This is a genomic window from Streptomyces sp. WMMB 714 (assembly GCF_900090125.1).
Taxonomy (GTDB): domain Bacteria; phylum Actinomycetota; class Actinomycetes; order Streptomycetales; family Streptomycetaceae; genus Streptomyces; species Streptomyces daqingensis.
Genome location: NZ_FMHJ01000003.1, coordinates 205,669 through 219,524 on the forward strand (window position 1 = coordinate 205,669; position 13,856 = coordinate 219,524).

Annotated in this window: 14 protein-coding genes; 9 read left to right on the forward strand and 5 right to left on the reverse strand. The window is 71.8% G+C overall.

Annotation, left to right across the window (positions count from 1 at the left end; genetic code table 11):
- Positions 1 to 58 precede the first annotated feature (58 nt).
- From H181DRAFT_RS06260 to H181DRAFT_RS06270, 3 genes are all read left to right on the forward strand, one after another.
- The gene (locus H181DRAFT_RS06260; RefSeq protein ID WP_074467736.1) at positions 59 to 1,573 is read left to right on the forward strand and encodes a sensor histidine kinase; all 1,515 of its coding nucleotides are present in this window, start codon (positions 59 to 61) and stop codon (positions 1,571 to 1,573) included.
- The gene (locus H181DRAFT_RS06265; RefSeq protein WP_045863230.1) at positions 1,570 to 2,256 is read left to right on the forward strand and encodes a response regulator; all 687 of its coding nucleotides are present in this window, start codon (positions 1,570 to 1,572) and stop codon (positions 2,254 to 2,256) included. The genes H181DRAFT_RS06260 and H181DRAFT_RS06265 overlap by 4 nt, the downstream gene beginning before the upstream one ends.
- Before the next feature lie 195 nt (positions 2,257 to 2,451).
- Positions 2,452 to 3,660 (forward strand): alpha/beta hydrolase, encoded by a 1,209-nt coding sequence (locus H181DRAFT_RS06270; RefSeq protein WP_045863231.1) that lies wholly within the window; start codon positions 2,452 to 2,454, stop codon positions 3,658 to 3,660.
- On the opposite strand, the gene H181DRAFT_RS06275 is transcribed toward H181DRAFT_RS06270, so the two are convergent.
- Entirely contained in the window at positions 3,638 to 4,672 is a 1,035-nt protein-coding gene (locus H181DRAFT_RS06275; RefSeq protein ID WP_045863232.1) for an aldo/keto reductase, read from the reverse strand. The two genes, H181DRAFT_RS06270 and H181DRAFT_RS06275, sit on opposite strands and share 23 nt — an antisense overlap.
- Entirely contained in the window at positions 4,669 to 5,145 is a 477-nt protein-coding gene (locus H181DRAFT_RS06280; protein ID WP_045863233.1) for a MerR family transcriptional regulator, read from the reverse strand. Before H181DRAFT_RS06280 ends, H181DRAFT_RS06275 begins: the two co-directional genes overlap by 4 nt.
- Before the next feature lie 81 nt (positions 5,146 to 5,226).
- Here H181DRAFT_RS06280 and H181DRAFT_RS06285 point away from each other — a divergent pair, with 81 nt between their 5' ends.
- Positions 5,227 to 6,099 (forward strand): serine hydrolase domain-containing protein, encoded by an 873-nt coding sequence (locus H181DRAFT_RS06285; RefSeq protein WP_045863234.1) that lies wholly within the window; start codon positions 5,227 to 5,229, stop codon positions 6,097 to 6,099.
- Positions 6,100 to 6,323: 224 nt separating this feature from the next.
- Here the strand turns inward: H181DRAFT_RS06285 and H181DRAFT_RS06290 are convergent, their stop codons facing one another.
- Positions 6,324 to 7,082 carry a pirin family protein gene (locus tag H181DRAFT_RS06290; protein WP_045863235.1) on the reverse strand — a complete coding sequence of 253 codons (759 nt, stop codon included), beginning with the start codon at positions 7,080 to 7,082 and terminating at the stop codon, positions 6,324 to 6,326.
- 161 nt (positions 7,083 to 7,243) lie between these two features.
- On the opposite strand from H181DRAFT_RS06290, the gene H181DRAFT_RS06295 reads away from it, so the two are divergent.
- From H181DRAFT_RS06295 to fabF, 5 genes are all read left to right on the forward strand, one after another.
- Positions 7,244 to 8,383 carry a PucR family transcriptional regulator gene (locus H181DRAFT_RS06295; RefSeq protein WP_107068700.1) on the forward strand — a complete coding sequence of 380 codons (1,140 nt, stop codon included), beginning with the start codon at positions 7,244 to 7,246 and terminating at the stop codon, positions 8,381 to 8,383.
- Between the two features lie 101 nt (positions 8,384 to 8,484).
- The gene (locus H181DRAFT_RS06300) at positions 8,485 to 9,417 is read left to right on the forward strand and encodes an ACP S-malonyltransferase (RefSeq protein ID WP_045863237.1); all 933 of its coding nucleotides are present in this window, start codon (positions 8,485 to 8,487) and stop codon (positions 9,415 to 9,417) included.
- Positions 9,418 to 9,437: 20 nt separating this feature from the next.
- Complete coding sequence (locus tag H181DRAFT_RS06305) at positions 9,438 to 10,442, forward strand: ketoacyl-ACP synthase III (RefSeq protein ID WP_045863238.1); 1,005 nt, start codon at positions 9,438 to 9,440, stop codon at positions 10,440 to 10,442.
- Between the two features lie 124 nt (positions 10,443 to 10,566).
- Positions 10,567 to 10,815 carry an acyl carrier protein gene (locus tag H181DRAFT_RS06310; protein ID WP_045863239.1) on the forward strand — a complete coding sequence of 83 codons (249 nt, stop codon included), beginning with the start codon at positions 10,567 to 10,569 and terminating at the stop codon, positions 10,813 to 10,815.
- Between the two features lie 111 nt (positions 10,816 to 10,926).
- The gene (gene fabF / locus H181DRAFT_RS06315; RefSeq protein ID WP_045863240.1) at positions 10,927 to 12,189 is read left to right on the forward strand and encodes a beta-ketoacyl-ACP synthase II; all 1,263 of its coding nucleotides are present in this window, start codon (positions 10,927 to 10,929) and stop codon (positions 12,187 to 12,189) included.
- Between the two features lie 67 nt (positions 12,190 to 12,256).
- On the opposite strand, the gene H181DRAFT_RS06320 is transcribed toward fabF, so the two are convergent.
- Entirely contained in the window at positions 12,257 to 13,168 is a 912-nt protein-coding gene (locus tag H181DRAFT_RS06320) for an NAD(P)-dependent oxidoreductase (protein WP_045863500.1), read from the reverse strand.
- A gap of 71 nt (positions 13,169 to 13,239) precedes the next feature.
- Entirely contained in the window at positions 13,240 to 13,734 is a 495-nt protein-coding gene (locus tag H181DRAFT_RS06325) for a DUF3145 domain-containing protein (protein WP_045863241.1), read from the reverse strand.
- Between the last annotated feature and the right edge of the window lie 122 nt (positions 13,735 to 13,856).

Below are 13,856 nucleotides of genomic sequence, written 5' to 3' on the forward strand. Positions count from 1 at the left end.
GCATCCGGTACCGCCGTATGACGTACCGGCGGCTCCCCGCCTCTAATCTGAGCGCGCGATGTCCTCCTCCCCGCCTGGTCCGCCGGCAGCCGAACCGGCCCCCGAACCGTTCCGCGAAGCCGGCGGCCAGCAGCCGTCCCGGGCCGCGGAGACGGTGCTGCGCGGGCTGCGCGCCTTCGCCGCCGCACTGACGACACCCGCGCACCCGTGGGGATCGCCCCCCGCACTCCGTTCCGGCGTGCGCACACGACGGCTGGTCCATCTGCTCCTCGCGGCGCTGGTCACCGCGCTGGTCCCGGTCACGACGACGGTCCTCTCCCAGGACTACGGGCTGCCGGGAGCGGTGGCGACGTCCCTGGCCTTCGCGCAGGCCGGACCGCTGCTTCTGGCGGTGAACCGCCCCTTGCAGGCGTGGTGGATCGTGATCAGTGCCGACACCGCAGGCGCGCTGCTCCTGCTGTTCGCCCCGCCCGCCGGCAACTCCTGGCCCTGGCCGGCCACAGTGATCGTCGGCTATCTGGCGCTGTGCCTGGCCCTGGCGCTGCACGAGCGCCGCAACACCCTGATCGCCGTCTGGGCAGTCACGCTCGTCGTGTCGTTCACTCTCGGATCCCTCGCGCAGGACCGCGGCGACGGCACCGACATCCTGCTCACCGTCCTCAGCGGCGTCATCCTGCTGCTGGGCGCCGCCTTTCGCGAACGGGCCGACGCGCAGCGGCGCCTCGCCGAGCAGGAGACGATCAGCGAAGCGGAACGGGGCCGCCGCACGCTGCTGGAGGAGCGGGCGCGCATCGCCCGCGAGCTGCACGACGTCGTCGCCCACCACATGTCCGTCATCACCGTGCAGGCGGACAGTGCGCCCTACAGGCTGAGCGGTCTGCCGCCCGAAGCGCAGGAGGAGTTCGGCTCCATAGCGGCCACTGCGCGCGAATCGCTGTCAGAGATGCGCCGTCTGCTGGGCGTGCTGCGCAGCGAGGAGAGCAACGGCGAGCGCGCGCCCCAGCCGGGGCTCGACCGCCTCGGTCAGCTGGTCGAGGCGACAGTACGTGCGGGTGTGCCGACCGAACTGTCGGTGGCACCGGGGTTGTCCGATCTGCCGCAGGCCGTGCAACTGTCCGCGTACCGCATCGTGCAGGAAGCGCTCGCCAACGTCGTCCGCCACGCGCCGGGTGCGACGGCGCACGTGTTCGTGCGGGGTGCTGCCGCGGACGGGACGCGGGGCGGGGAGAGCAGCCGGGGCGGGGACGCGGGAGAGGTCCTCCACGGGGAGGGGGACGGGGACGGGGGTCAGGGCGGGGTCCGGGACGGGGACCGGGACCGCGGCGGGGAGGAAGCAGTCGGACCCGTCGCCACACTGACCGTGCTCGTCGTCAACGGCCGGTCGCGCCGGCCCGCCGGTCCGCCCCTGGAGGCGGCCGGCACGGGCCACGGGCTCGTCGGCATGCGCGAGCGCGTACGGCTCGTCGGCGGCACCCTCGACGTCGGTCCGCTCCCCGACGGCGGTTTCCGCGTGGCCGCCGGGCTCCCCGTGCTGCCGACGCCACTGACCGGGAAGGACTCCTCACCCTCATGACCACCCGCGTGATCATCGTCGACGACCAGGCCATGGTGCGGGCGGGCTTCGCCGCCCTCCTCTCCGCGCAGCCGGACATCGACGTGGTGGGCGAGGCCGCGGACGGTGCGCAGGGCGTCGAACTGTGCGGCCGTACGCACCCCGACGTGGTGCTCATGGACGTCCGCATGCCGGAGATGGACGGGCTCGAGGCGGCCAGGAGGCTCCTGGACCCCGGTACGGAGGCCGGCACGGACCACCGGCCCAAGGTGCTGATGCTGACCACCTTCGACGTCGACGACTACGTCTACGAGGCACTGCGCACCGGTGCCAGCGGGTTCCTCCTCAAGGACGCCCCGCCGGCCGATCTCATCGCCGCCGTACGGATCGTCGCGGACGGAGAGGCGCTGCTGGCCCCGTCGGTGACCCGGAGGCTGATCGCCGACTTCGCACGTCAGCGGCCGGCTCCGCAGGCCGCGTCCCGGTCCCTGCAGTTGAACGGGCTGACCGACCGGGAGCGGGAGGTCCTGGAGCTGGTCGCACGGGGCCGTTCCAACAGTGAGATCGCCGACACCCTCGTCCTCGCCGAACAGACCGTGAAGACGCACGTGAGCCGCATCTTCACCAAGCTGCGTCTGCGGGACCGCGCGCAGGCGGTGATCTTCGCCTACGAGTCGGGGCTCGTCTCCCCCGGTGGGGGCTGATCTTCCTACCGTTCTGCGGGGTCCAGAGGCATCAGGGTTCCCCCTCCTCCTCCGGGAGGGCCCGTCGGGCTGCCCGATACCCCGGTACTGCCCGCGAGTTGGCTCCCGGGTGTGACGCAGCGCCGCAGACCTCCGCCCGAGTCTGCTCCCACCGAGCCGCCGGGTCCTCCGGCCGCCGCCGGAGGGAGAACCGCGATGAAGCGCCGCCTGAAGAGGGCCCTGACCGCCGCCGCACTCGTGAGCACTGTCGTCGCGGCCACGGCCGGCTGGGCAGCGGGGTCGCGGCAGAGCGCCGTCACCGGGCCGCCGCCGGGGACGGCCGCCTGGCGGGCGGACAGCAGTACGCTCGGCCGTCCGCTGCCCGACCCCGCCGGTGCGGGACCGGCGCACGTCGCGTCGTTCTTCTCCGGCGTCGACCCCGCAGAGCGACGGGCTCTCGCCCGGCGGCACCCGCTCGTCGTGGGAAATCTCGACGGCGCACCGGTCGCACTGCGCTACGCGGCCAATCGCCTCGCGCTCCGGAAGGCAGCAGCACGCCAGCGCGCCCGTTCGACCGATCCGGCGCTCACACTGGAGGACCACGCCCAGGCCCGGCAGAAGGCCGCGCGCTACACGCGGCTCCTCGCCTCCGGCAGGCAGATCCTCGCCTTCGATCCGCGGGGACGGGGCCAGGTCGCCGAGGTCTACGGGGACCTCGCGGCAGCCCGACGCACGGCCGTGATCGTGCCGGGCTCCGACATCGACCTGCGGACCTTCGACAGCAAGGGCGCCAACCGCTACGGCACCCCCGCCGGCATGGCGGCCTCGCTGCGGTCGCAGATGCACGAAACGGCCCCCCGCACGCCTACGGCCGTCATCGCCTGGGTCGGCTACACGACTCCTGTGGGGCTGGGACCGGATGCCGCGACAGGACGCTTGGCCGAGGCGGGCGCCCCCCGTCTGGAACGGTTCCTGCACGGCCTCTCCCGCACGGGCGCGCCCGCACCCTCGCTGTTCTGCCACAGTTACGGATCCGTCGTGTGCGGCAAGGCTGCGGCACACCTGACCAGGAAGGACGCCTCGAACCTGGTCGCGTTCGGCTCCCCCGGCATGCACGCGGCGTCGGCCGCCGGCCTCGGCACCCGCGTACCTGTCTGGGCGGCCCGCGACGCCGCCGACTGGATCGCCCGGATCCCGAACGTCCGGCTGTTCGGCCTCGGCCACGGCGCCGACCCGGCCGACGACGGCTTCGGCGCCCGCGTGGTCTCCTCCGACCGGGCGGAGGGCCACGCGGGCTACCTGGAGCCCGGCACCGATTCGGGCGCCAACTTCGCCGCGATCACGCTCGGTTCATACGACCGCGTGCACTGTGGAGACGGATCGCGGGAGTGTGCGAAGGCCGTCACTGCCGCCCGGCTGAGGTGAACGACATGTCTGCGTAGCGGTCACCCGCCACCTGTCCCGCGATGGGCTCCAGCAACGCCAGTTCGTCCGCGGACAGTTCGATGCGCGTGGCGGCCGTGTTCTCCTCCACCCTGTGCCGCTTGCGGGTCCCCGGGATCGGTACGACCGTCAGACCCTCCCGCAGCCGCGCCTGCTGGTGCACCCACGCCAGGGCGATCTGCCCGGGCGTCGCACCATGCGCGTCGGCGACCCGGCGCACCGGATCGAGCAGCGCCGCGTTGGCTGACGCGTTCTCACCGGTGAAGCGGGGCTGCTGCCGCCGGAAGTCGTCGCCGGTCAGATCCTTCTCGGCGTCGGCGAAGGCGCCGGTGAGGAATCCGCGGCCCAGGGGCGAGTACGGCACGAAAGCGACGCCCAGTTCGCGGGCGGCGTCGACGACACCGTTCTCGACGTCACGGCTGAACAGCGACCACTCCGACTGGACGGCGGCGATGGGGTGGACCGACTGGGCCTCCCGCAGTTCGCCGGCAGTCACCTCGCTCAGCCCGAGATGCCGGACCTTGCCCTTCGCCACCAGTTCGGCCATCGCGCCGACGCTCTCCTCGAGGGGAACCTCCACGTCGCGTCGGTGCATGTAGTAGAGGTCGATCTCCTCGACACCGAGCCGGCGCAGGCTCGCCTCCACGCACTGCCGGATGTACGGGCGGTCGTTGCGGATGGAGCGCTTCGCCGGGTCGGACGGGTCCAGGCTGAGGGCGAACTTGGTGGCGAGCGTGATCTCGTCGCGGTGCGCGCGTACGAAGGGCGAGATGAACTTCTCGTTCTCGCCGGCTCCGTAGAGGTCCGCCGTGTCGTACAGGGTGATGCCCAGCTCCAGGGCGCGCTCCAGCGTGGCCCGTGCCTCGTCGGCGTCCGTGGGCCCGTACGCGAAGCTCATCCCCATGCATCCCAGGCCCTGGACGCCGGTCTCCGGGCCCTGGGCTCCGAGCCGTACCGTGCCGATCGTGCCGCTTCCTTGCGGGTCCGTGGTCATGCGGTCCTCTCCGTGTTCTCCGGCGGGCGCAGTGCCGCATACATGTCGATCTTGTAGTCCAGTACCGCGAGGGTCTCCCGGAGCTCCGCGATCCGGCGCCGTACGTCCTCACGTGTGGCGACGAGCAGCGCGTGCCGCTCCGGGAAGGTGTGCTCGCCCTCGCGGACGAGCTCCGCGTACCTGACCATGTCCGCGACGGGCATCCCCGTGAGCCGCAGCTTGGCGACCAGGCCGAGCCATTCGAGGTCCTTGTCGGTGAACCGGCGCTGCCCCGTGTGCGACCGGTCGACGTGCGGCATCAGTCCGATCCGTTCGTACCACCGCAGGGTGTGGGCGCTCAGCCCGGAGGCCGCCGCGACCTCGCTGATGGTGTAGTGCGTCTGTCCCCCGGGCCGGATGCGGGGCGCTTCCACGGAAGCGCACACGTCCGGTTCGGCTGCTACGTCCGCTGCATCCGTCTCCGTCACAGTCATGCATTGAACGCTACGGACTTCGAGCGCACTCCAAGCAAGCGGTAATTCCCGGCGAGCCCGCTCGCGTTACGCTCGGGAGCCATGAACAGCCTGCGGATGATCGAGAACTGGCCGGTGCCGACCGCTGCGGCCGCTGTCGTCGCCCGGGCGGCGGGCTCCGGAGGCGCCGGGGACGCGGCCGGCGGCACCGCCCGGCCGGTGGTCGCCGGCAGCCACGGCCCGTTGGACCACCGCTTCGCGCTCGCGTCCGTCACCAAGCCGCTCGCCGCCTACGCGGCTCTGATCGCCGTCGAGGAAGGCGCGGTGGAACTCGACGACCCGGCGGGTCCGGCGGGTTCGACCGTCCGCCACCTGCTCGCGCACACGTCCGGCCTGGCCTTCGACGAGGACCGCCCGATGGCCGAGCCGGGCACCCGGCGCCTCTACTCCAACGCCGGCTTCGAAGCGCTGGGCGACCACCTCGCCAAGGTCACCGAGATCCCCTTCCCGCAGTACCTGCACGAGGCCGTCCTGGAACCGCTGGGCATGGCCTCGACGGAGCTGCCCGGCTCCCCCGCCAAGGACGGCGTCTCCACCGCCGGCGACCTCGCACGCTTCGCCGCCGAACTGCTCTCGCCCCGCCTGCTCTCGCCGCAGACCCTCCAGGACGCGACCACGGTGGCCTTCCCGGGGCTCAGGGGCGTACTGCCGGGCTACGGGAACCAGTCGCCCAACGACTGGGGGCTGGGGTTCGAGATCAGGGACGGCAAGTCCCCCCACTGGACGGGTTCTTCGTCCTCGCCCCGCACTTTCGGCCACTTCGGGCAGTCGGGCACGTTCCTGTGGGTCGACCCGGAGGCGGACGCAGCGTGCGTCGCACTCGCCGACCGGGACTTCGGACAGTGGGCCGTGGACGCCTGGCCGCAGTTCACCGACGCAGTGCTCGCCGAACTGCGCGAACAGCGCGACGGCTGACGAGCGGCACACACCGGGCGACACGCACACCCGGGCGTACGGCTGCACGCACGGCCGCACAGTCGAACTGCCGGTGCCCGTACCCGCGGATGACTCACGGGCCGGCCGACTGTCCGCGCGAACGCACGACAGAGGCACGGCAAAGGCAGGTCAGGTCAGGTCAGGTCAGGTCAGGTCAGGTCAGGCAACCGTCGCACTGCGCGTGACGGGTGCGTTCCTGCGGTTCACCCGTAGCCGGGTTCCGCGTGCATCTCCCACATCAGCAGTTCGACGGGCCCGCCCGCCCCCTGCGCTTCCAGATCACGGGCGTCCGTGATGCGCGCGGCGTCACTCTCACCGAGCCTGTACGGCCCTTCGCCCGCGCCCGCCACCTCCGCTGTCCCTCGTACGACGTGGAGGTACACCCAGGCCGCTTCGGGGACGGCCGTGCGCTCGCCGTCCGCCAGCCGCCGGACGTGCAGCACTGCCTCCGTACGCGGCACCGCGAAGGGAGTCCCGTCCGCGATGCCGTGCACCACTTCGTACTCCGGCTCGTACTCCCCGTTTCCGTGCTCCCCGCGTCCGGACGCCCCGCGGCCGCCGTCCCCGTCGGAGTCGCCGCCCCGACCGGCGGTCCCGGGCACGAGCCACATCTGCACGAAGCGCAGCGGCCCCACCCCCGCGTTGCGCTCGGTGTGCCGCACACCGCTGCCCGCGCCCAGCCGCTGGACGTCCCCGGCCCGCACCAGCGAGGTCCTGCCCGTGGAGTCCCGGTGCTCCAGCTCCCCTTCGGCGACCCACGTGACGATCTCGACGTCCCTGTGCGGGTGTTCGCCGAACCCCGCCCCCGGTGCGAGCCGTTCCTCGTTGCAGGCGACCAGCTGCCCGAAGCCGACGTTGTCCGGGTCGTAGAAGCCCGAGAAGGAGAACGCGTGCCGGGTGTCGATCCCCGCCTCCGCGTCGCCGCCCCGATACCGGTCCTCCGCCCGCCACACGTGAAGCATGGACCCACGGTAGACGCCTCCGTGCTGCGCACCGGCGCCCCCGGCCCCACGCCCCCCGGCCGATGAGGCAGGCTTGGCACGTGCCCGAATCGACAGATCCCTCCGCGAACCCGCCGAACGACGACCGTCCGGAACCGTCCGAGCACCCGCACAGCGCGACGCTGAGGCGCCTCGAACAGTCCTCCGGCAAGCTCGCCGCCAACGCGATCACACGCATGGACGAGCAGCTGCCGTGGTACCGCGCGATGCCGCCGGAGAACCGCTCCTGGATCGGGCTCGTCGCCCAGGCGGGCATCGCCGCCTTCACCGAGTGGTTCCGGCACCCGGAAACCCCGCAGGCCATCAGCACCGACGTGTTCGGCACTGCACCGCGCGAGCTGACCCGGGCCATCACGCTCCGCCAGACCGTCGAGATGGTCCGCACGACCATCGAGGTCGTCGAGGCCGCCATCGACGAGGTGGCGGCCCCGGGCGACGAGTCGGTGCTGCGCGAGGCCCTTCTCGTCTACGCACGCGAGATCGCCTTCGCGACGGCGCAGGTCTACGCGCAGGCCGCCGAGGCACGCGGCGCCTGGGACGCCAGGCTCGAATCGCTCGTGGTCAACGCCGTACTGTCCGGCGAGGTCGACGAGGGTGCTGTCTCCCGTGCGGCCGCCCTGGGCTGGAACGCCCCGGAGCACGTCGCGGTCGTCCTCGGCACCGCGCCCGACGGGGACAGCGAGTTGACGGTCGAGGCCATACGACGGGCGGCACGCCACGCCAAGTTGCAGGTCCTCACCGGCGTGCTGGGCAACCGCCTCGTCGTCGTGGCAGGCGGTTCGGACGACCCGCTGCGCGCGGCGAAGTCCCTTATCGGGCCTTTCGCACCGGGCCCGGTGGTGGCCGGCCCTGTCGTCGCGGACCTGCTGTCGGCGACGCGCTCCGCCCAGGCGGCGGCGGCCGGTCTGCGGGCGTGCGCGGCCTGGCAGGACGCGCCCCGCCCGGTCCTCGCGGACGATCTGCTGCCGGAGCGCGCGATGGCCGGTGACCCCAACGCGCGGGACCTCTTGGTGGAGGAGATCTACAGACCGCTGGAAGAGGCGGGCTCTGCGCTCCTGGAGACTCTGAGCGTCTATCTGGAGCAGGCGAGCAGCCTCGAGGGGGCCGCCAGAATGCTCTTCGTGCACCCCAACACCGTCCGCTACCGGCTACGACGTGTGACGGACGTCACCGGCTGGTCACCCTCCGACGTGCGCTCGGCCTTCACGCTCCGTATCGCCCTGATCCTCGGGCGTCTCACCGACTTCGAGAGCCAGCCGTAGCGCCGAGCGCCCGGTTTTGTGGGGGCCCGACAATTTGCCTCCGTGTTCTTCGTACCGCTCCGTACCGGCGCGGACCATGTCCGACAAGGGAGAGTGAAAGGGTGCTCGTACTCGTCGCTCCCGGCCAAGGCGCCCAGAAGCCTGGCCTATTGGCTCCCTGGCTCGAACTCCCCGGCGTGACCGACAAGATCGCGGAGTGGTCGGCCGCCATCGGCATGGATCTCGTCCACTACGGAACAGAGGCCGGCGCGGAGGAGATCCGCGACACCGCGGTCGCCCAGCCGCTGCTCGTCGCCGCGAGTCTGATCTCGGCGGGCGAACTGCTGGAGGGCCGCGATCCGGCCCGGCTGTTCGGCGCCGTCGCCGGTCACAGCGTGGGAGAGCTCGCGGCGGCCTCCGTCGCGGGTGTGCTCTCGCCGACCGACACCATGACGCTCGTACGGGCGCGGGGCACGGCCATGGCCGAGGCGGCCGCGGTCACCGACACCGGCATGTCCGCGGTGCTCGGCGGCGAACCGGACGCGGTCGTGGCGCACTTGGAGAAGCTCGGCCTGACCCCCGCCAACATGAACGGCGCGGGTCAGATCGTCGCGGCAGGCACAGCCGAACAGCTGGCGGAGCTCGCGGCGGACAAGCCGGAGAAGGCGCGGGTCATCCCGCTGAAGGTCGCGGGCGCCTTCCACACCGAGCACATGGCACCGGCGGTGGACGTGCTGGCCCGCGCCGTCGAGGACACCGAGGTCCACGACCCGGCACTGCCCTGCGTATCGAACCTGGACGGCACCGCGGTCACGGACGGCCGGAAGATCGTGCAGCGGCTGGTGGGCCAGATCTCCGCGTCCGTGCGGTGGGACCTGTGCACGGAGACCTTCCAGCAGCTCGGTGTGACCGCCCTCGTCGAGCTCTGCCCGGGCGGCACCCTCACGGGACTGGCCAAGCGCAGCCTCCCCGGCGTCCGCACCCTGGCACTCAAGACACCCGATGATCTCGACGCGGCGCGCGAGCTGATCGCCGAGCACACGCAGACCGCCTGAGCCACAAGGAGCTCGAGAGCATGACCGCGAAGATCAAGCCCGCCAAGGGGTCCCCCTACTCACGCATCCTCGGCGTGGGCGGTTACCGCCCCGTCCGTACGGTGCCGAACGAAGAGATCCTCAAGCACATCGACTCCTCCGACGAGTGGATCCGCTCGCGCTCCGGCATCGCGAGCCGCCACTGGGCCGGCCCGGAGGAGACCGTCGCCGAGATGTCGCTCCACGCGGCGGGCAAGGCCGTCGCCGACGCGGGGATAGATCCTCAGCAGGTCGGGGCCGTGATCATCTCGACCGTCTCGCACTTCAAGCAGACCCCGTCCATCGCGACGGAGGTCACCGACCGCATGGGCGCCGGCAAGGCGGCCGCGTTCGACATCAACGCGGGCTGCGCCGGCTTCGGTTACGGCCTCACTCTCGCGAAGGGCCTGATCGCCGACGGCAGCGCCGACTACGTCGTCGTGATCGGTGCCGAGCGCCTCTCGGACCTGACGGACCTGACGGACCGCTCCACCGCGTTCCTCTTCGGGGACGGCGCGGGAGCCGTCGTCGTGGGCCCCGCCACGGAACCCGGCATCGGCCCGAGCATCTGGGGTTCGGAGGGCGACAAGGCCGACGTCATCAGCCAGACGGTGTCCTGGGACGCCTACCGCGAGGGCGAGGTCGAGAAGTTCCCCGCCATCCGCCAGGAGGGCCAGGCCGTCTTCCGCTGGGCCGTCTACGAGATGGCGAAGGTCGCCCAGCAGGCCCTCGACGCCGCCGGTGTCGAACCGGCGGACCTGGACGTCTTCATCCCGCACCAGGCCAACATGCGGATCATCGACTCGATGGTGAAGACCCTCAAACTGCCGGAGCACGTCACGGTCGCACGTGACGTGGAGACGACCGGCAACACCTCGGCCGCCTCGATCCCGCTCGCTATGGAGCGGCTGCTGGCGACCGGGCAAGCGAAGAGCGGTGACACAGCGCTCGTCATCGGCTTCGGGGCAGGTCTCGTCTACGCAGCAACGGTCGTTACCCTCCCCTAGGCAAAGATCCACACATCCGTACAGCGCCGTACGCACCGTGTGAGACCGCGCAGGACACACCTTGCGGGACACCGCGAGGAAACGCAGAAGACCGAACGTCGAAAGCACCCGAAGGAGCGCCGACATGGCCGCCACGCAGGAAGAGATCGTCGAGGGTCTCGCCGAGATCGTGAACGAGATCGCCGGTATCCCGACCGAGGACGTCCAGCGGGACAAGTCCTTCACCGACGACCTGGACGTCGACTCGCTGTCCATGGTCGAGGTGGTCGTCGCCGCCGAGGAGCGTTTCGGCGTCAAGATCCCGGACGACGACGTGAAGGACCTCAAGACCGTCGGCGACGCGACCGACTACATCCTCAAGCACCAGAGCTGAGACAACCGCTCACGCGTTTGTCGCCACCCGCCGCGCGCCCCGGCAGACCCTTTCCGGGGCGCGGGTGGGGTGGCCCGCACGGCTCACCTCTACCAGTGGAGACAGAATCCAGTGAATACGACCCATCACTCCGTGGTCGTCACCGGTATCGGCGCAACCACACCGCTGGGTGGCGACAGCGCATCGACGTGGGAAGGTCTGCTCGCCGGACGTTCCGGGGTCGGCCCTCTCACCCATGACTGGGCGGCGGACCTGCCCGTCCGTATCGCCGCCGAGATCGCGGTGGAACCCACCGAGACCATCCCGCGTCCGCAGGCCCGCAAGCTGGACCGTTCGGCGCAGTTCGCGCTGATCGCGGCCCGCGAGGCCTGGGCGGACGCCGGCTACTCCGGCAGGGCCGGGGAGGATGCCCAGCTGCCCCCGGAACGGCTGGGGGCCGTCGTCGCCTCCGGCATCGGCGGCGTCACCACCCTGCTCGGGCAGTACGACGTGCTGCGGGAGAAGGGCGTACGCCGCGTCTCGCCGCACACCGTCCCGATGCTGATGCCGAACAGCCCCAGCGCCAACGTCGGTCTGGAGGTCAACGCACGCGCGGGCGTCCACACGCCGGTCAGCGCCTGCGCCTCCGGCTCCGAGGCGATCGGGTACGCCATGGAGATGATCCGCACGGGCCGGGCCGACGTCGTCGTCGCCGGCGGCACCGAGGCGGCCATACACCCCCTGCCGATCGTCGCCTTCGGCAACATGATGGCGATGTCGAAGGACAACGAGAACCCCGAGGGGGCCTCGCGCCCGTACGACGCCGACCGCAACGGCTTCGTGATGGGCGAGGGCGCGGGCGTCGTCGTGCTGGAGTCCGCCGAGCACGCGAAGAAGCGCGGCGCCAAGATCTACGCCGAGGCCATCGGCCAGGGCATCTCGGCCGACAGCCACCACATCACGCAGCCGGAGCCCAACGGCAACGGCATCGCGCTGGCCCTGCAGAACCTGATGGACCAGACGGACCTCAAGCCCGCCGAGATCATGCACATCAACGCGCACGCGACGTCGACCCCGCTGGGCGACATCGCCGAACTGAAGGCGCTGCGCAAGGTCTTCGGCGACGACGTGGACCACATGGCCATCTCCGCCACCAAGTCGATGACGGGTCACCTGCTGGGCGGTGCGGGCGGTATCGAGACCGTCGCCTCGATCCTCGCGCTGAAGAACCGGACGGCGCCGCCGACCATCAACCTGAACAACCCCGACCCGGAGGCCGACGCCGACATCGTCGGCGGCGAGCCGCGTCCCCTCCCCGAGGGCACGATCGCCGCGCTGAACAACTCCTTCGGGTTCGGCGGCCACAACGTCGTCCTGGCGTTCCGCACGGTCTGACACGGGCAGGGCGGACGGTCCGTCCAGCCGGCACGCGGTAAGGGGCGGCTCCCAGAGGGGCTGCCCCTTACCGCGTGCTCACGTCCGGGCCTCCGCCGGCTCCCGGCCCGTCGCCGTCGAAGCTGGCGAAGTACGAGGCCGCCATGTCCTCGCCACCGTGGCCCTGTTCAGCGGCACGGCGAAACCTCTCCGCCCCCGCCGCCGCCACGTCCATCCGCACCCCTGCCCGTTCGCCGGCGCTGACGACGAGCCGGGCGTCCTTCGCCGCGGTGTCGACAGCGAAGCTGGGTGCGAAGTCGCCGGACCGTACGGCCTGGGCCTTCAGCCGCAGATACCCCATGTCCAGCGGGCCGCCCCCGACCGCGTCGAGGAAGCCCTGCGGGTCCACCCCCAGACCGTCCGCCAGGGCGAGCGCCTCGGCGACACCGTGAGTGACGGTCAGCACCCAGCTGTTGCAGACGAGCTTCAGACGGGTCGCGGCACCGGGCTCCTCCCCCACCCAGACGGTACGTGTGCCCACGGCCTCGAGCACCGGCGCCAGTCCGGACCTCGCCTCCCGGGGGCCGGCCGCCAGCACCACCAGCTCCCCCGCCTCCGCGGGCTGCCGCGTACCGAGGACCGGCGCGTCGACGAAGGTGAGCCGGTACTCCCGGGCGAGCTCGGCGAGCGCCGGCAGGCCGTCCACCCCTGCGGTCGTGCTCTGGAGCCACACCTGGCCGGCCCGGAGTCCTGGGGCGGCGGCGCGGACGATCTCGGCTGTGACGGGCCCGTCGTGGAGCATCGTCAGCACGACGTCGGCGTTCTCGACGGCCTCGCGGGGGTCGGCGGCGATGCGGGCGCCCTCGGCGGCCAGCGGTTCCGCCTTCGCGCTGGTGCGGTTCCACACGCGCACGGCCAGGCCGGCACGGCAGAGGTTGCGGGCCATCGCGGCGCCCATGATGCCGGTGCCGAGCACGGCCACGGACGTCCGGTCGGAGATGTCGGGAAGGTCAGGGAGGTCAGGAAGGTCGGCCATGGAGGCACGCTAACGGAGCGTGCCGTTCCGGAGCGTCAGACGACCTGGTGGAGCCAGCGCACCGGGGCACCCTCACCGGCGTAGCGGAAGGGCTCCAGCTCGTCGTCCCAGGGCTTGCCCAGCAACTTCGCGACCTCCGCCTCGAGTTCGCTCTCGCCGCGGGAGGCGCGGTTCATGGCCGCCCGCAGCCGGTCCTCCGGGACGAGGATGTCTCCGTGCATGCCGGTGACGGCGTGGAAGATGCCGAGCTCGGGCGTGGAGCTGTAGCGCTCGCCCTCCGCCGCCGCGCAGGGCTCGGCGGTGACCTCGAACCTCAGCAGATGCCAGCCGCGCAGCGCGGACGCGAGCTTCGACGCCGTACCCGGGTCCCCCTGCCAGGAGAACTCCGCGCGCCAGGTACCGGGAGAGGCCGGCTGTCTGATCCAGTCGAGATTGACGCGGGTGCCGAGGACGCCTGCCACGGCCCATTCGACGTGCGGGCACAGCGCGCGGGGAGCGGAGTGCACGTACAGAACTCCACGTGTCGTCACCGGGACCTCCAGTGCGGTTCGAGGGGCGGGCGTCGTCGCCGAGTGCCTCGACTGCCTACCGGTCATGCGCCGGGGTCAGCGCCTGACTTCCTGCACCACGGTCACTTCGTCGATCCAGCACC

Coding starts and splice junctions, on each gene's coding strand:
- H181DRAFT_RS06260 (WP_074467736.1), top strand. CDS start 59: ATGTCCTCCTCCCCGCCTGGTCCGCCGGCAGCCGAACCGGCCCCCGAA.
- H181DRAFT_RS06265 (WP_045863230.1), top strand. CDS start 1,570: ATGACCACCCGCGTGATCATCGTCGACGACCAGGCCATGGTGCGGGCG.
- H181DRAFT_RS06270 (WP_045863231.1), top strand. CDS start 2,452: ATGAAGCGCCGCCTGAAGAGGGCCCTGACCGCCGCCGCACTCGTGAGC.
- H181DRAFT_RS06275 (WP_045863232.1), bottom strand. CDS start 4,672: ATGACCACGGACCCGCAAGGAAGCGGCACGATCGGCACGGTACGGCTC.
- H181DRAFT_RS06280 (WP_045863233.1), bottom strand. CDS start 5,145: ATGACTGTGACGGAGACGGATGCAGCGGACGTAGCAGCCGAACCGGAC.
- H181DRAFT_RS06285 (WP_045863234.1), top strand. CDS start 5,227: ATGAACAGCCTGCGGATGATCGAGAACTGGCCGGTGCCGACCGCTGCG.
- H181DRAFT_RS06290 (WP_045863235.1), bottom strand. CDS start 7,082: ATGCTTCACGTGTGGCGGGCGGAGGACCGGTATCGGGGCGGCGACGCG.
- H181DRAFT_RS06305 (WP_045863238.1), top strand. CDS start 9,438: ATGACCGCGAAGATCAAGCCCGCCAAGGGGTCCCCCTACTCACGCATC.
- H181DRAFT_RS06310 (WP_045863239.1), top strand. CDS start 10,567: ATGGCCGCCACGCAGGAAGAGATCGTCGAGGGTCTCGCCGAGATCGTG.